Below are 2,932 nucleotides of genomic sequence, written 5' to 3'. Positions count from 1 at the left end.
GTATTTATCCATTGGTATTATTTCCAAATAATTTTATTTTTCAAAAAATATTGCATTTTATAGAAAAAGATTATATTATTTGTATATAATTTTTTTGTGAGTTATTTTGTCAGAACATTACGACAATATAACAAGGAGGTTTACAAAATGGATTTATTTAGAAAGAAATCGATTCAGGCACTGATCCAAGAAATAGGAAAAAAAGATGTTAACTTAAAGAAGGATTTAGGTGCCTTTGACTTATCAATGCTGGGAATTGGTGCAATTATAGGAACAGGAATCTTTGTTGTAACAGGAGTTGCAGCAGCAGAACTTGCAGGTCCGGCACTTATTCTATCATTTATTATATCAGGGTTGGCTTGTGTGTTTGCCGCACTTTGCTATGCTGAGTTTGCTTCCACCGTCCCGGTATCCGGAAGTGCTTATACTTACAGCTATGCAACGTTTGGTGAGTTGATTGCTTGGATTTTAGGCTGGGATTTAATCCTGGAATACGGACTTGCTTCTTCAGCAGTTGCCAGCGGATGGTCTGGATATTTTCAAGGATTGCTTGCAGGATTTGGAATTCATTTTCCTAAAGCATTAACTAGTGCATATGATCCTGCAAATGGTACGTATATTGATGTACCAGCTATTCTTATCGTTTTATTGATTACCTTATTGTTAACACAAGGTGTTAAAAAATCAGCTCGTTTTAATACGATCATGGTTATTATTAAACTAGCAGTTGTTCTATTATTTATTGGTGTTGGGGTATGGTATGTAAAGCCTAGTAACTGGACACCATTTATGCCATTCGGTTTCTCTGGTGTAACTGCCGGTGCCGCTACCGTTTTCTTTGCTTATATCGGTTTTGATGCCGTTTCTTCGGCAGCAGAGGAAGTAAAAAATCCACAGCGCAATATGCCGATTGGGATTATGGCTTCACTTGCTGTTTGTACCGTTTTATATATTGCGGTTTCCGCAATTCTTACAGGGGTTGTTCCTTACACTAAGCTTGGCGTGAAAAATCCAGTTGCTTTTGCTCTTAACTATATTCATCAGGATTGGGTAGCTGGCTTCATTTCAATAGGTGCAATTATCGGTATTACAACAGTATTACTTGTTATGCTTTATGGACAAACTCGTTTATTCTACGCTATCAGTCGTGATGGCTTATTACCAAAAGTATTTTCAAAGGTAGATAAGAAGAAGCAGACTCCAATGTTCAATTCATGGATTACTTGTTTACTAGTCTCCATTTTTGCCGGTTTAGTACCATTAAATAAGCTTGCACATTTAGTAAACATGGGAACATTATTTGCCTTTATGACTGTTGCAGTGGGGATTCTGTTTCTTCGCAAGAATAATATGGCACCAAAATCTGGTTTCCGTGTTCCATTTGTTCCATATATTCCGATTCTTGCTTTCGTATTCTGCGGTTATTTAATCCTTCAGCTTCCAGCAGAATCATGGATTAGCTTCGGTATTTGGTTAGTAATTGGATTAGGAGTATACTTCGGATACGGCCGAAAACATTCTACATTGAATACTCAAGTGGAACAGTTGAAAAAAGTAAGTTAATAAAATTCGCAAAGGGCTTGCATCTGCAAGCCCTTTTTACATTTTTGCGAAAAATGTCGAAAATAATCATTAATACCCAATAATTGTCTGTTCTTATTAGAGAAAAATGATAAAATAGTAGCAAGATTAATTTACTTATTTCTTGCAAAGAACTTCATTAAGGGAGAAGCAAACATGAACGAAGGTATCAAGAGTTCGAAGCTCTTATTTGAAGAAAAAAAGGCGATAAAATTATTTTTATGGTTATTTTACTTCTTTTTTGTAACGTTTGATTTATTTTGGTATTTTGTTTTACCGAAATATACATCATATGGAAAAAACGATTTTCCTGAAAGCGGACTCGGATATTGGCTGTATTTTTGGGTTTTTAGCTTACTTCCCATATCTATTTATTTTATTAAGAAAGGTAACCCATATCTTGTAAAATACATATTCCTATTAGGCTACTTACTAATAGATATTATAGATAATCTGTTGATTTATTCTGGTAATTCACTTCCATTTGCTTCAGGAAATATTGTAGAACTATTATTTTTATTTTTCTCACCAATTTTTGTTAATAAAAAATACTTCTGGACCGTTTTTTTAGGTATTGTTGGAAAATATATTTTATTAGGTTTAGTCTTACAAGATGCCAATGTATTACCGCCAATAATAATGACGATCATATTATCCGCAATTGCATTTATACTGTTAATTCGATTTTATTCGTATATTAGTTCTTTAACTTCAGTTCATGAAAAACTTCGCCAAAAAGAGAAGTTAGCTGTTATTGGTAGAATGGCCGCTGCGATTGGACATGAAATTCGGAATCCATTGGCTTCATTAAAAGGTTTTACACAACTACAGCAGGAACGAAATCAAAGTACGAATGAGTTTTATCCTATTATGATTCAGGAAATCGACCGTATTAATTTAATAGTCAATGATTTGATGGATCTTGGAAAACCACGCGTTACTGAATTTGAAAAAGCGAGTATTGAAGAGGTTATTACCTATACACTTTCCATTATTCAACAACAAGCAGATAGACAAGGGGTAATTATTGAAACGATGATGCCAGGACCCATTCCGCCTATCGATTGTGATGAGAAGCAGTTAAAGCAGGTTTTTATTAATCTGATAAAAAATGCAATTGAATCCATGTCTGGTGGAGGAACGATTAAAATAAATACAAACGTCTTACATGGGCAAAAATTGCACATCATAATTCAGGATGATGGTATTGGAATAGACGAAAAAGACATTATAAATTTAGGAGAACCTTTTTTTACTACTAAAAAGGATGGAACTGGTTTGGGATTAATGGTTTCAAATCAAATTATTATGGATCATAATGGTGAAATTAATATTGAAAGTAATATTGGGA

General features: G+C 34.0%; 2 protein-coding genes. Both read left to right on the top strand.

Going from position 1 to position 2,932, the window contains the following annotated elements; genetic code table 11:
* Positions 1-147: 147 nt before the first annotated feature.
* On the top strand, positions 148-1,563 hold the full coding sequence (locus tag V7161_RS29420) for an amino acid permease (protein WP_335716315.1): 1,416 nt from the start codon (positions 148-150) through the stop codon (positions 1,561-1,563).
* 174 nt (positions 1,564-1,737) lie between these two features.
* Positions 1,738-2,932: ATP-binding protein (locus tag V7161_RS29415; RefSeq protein ID WP_335716314.1), on the top strand; the 1,195-nt coding region annotated here is incomplete at its 3' end.

It is taken from the genome of Neobacillus drentensis (assembly GCF_036965425.1).
GTDB classification, from domain to species: Bacteria; Bacillota; Bacilli; order Bacillales; family Cytobacillaceae; genus Neobacillus; species Neobacillus drentensis_F.
This window is presented reverse-complemented; position numbering and strand designations above follow the sequence as displayed.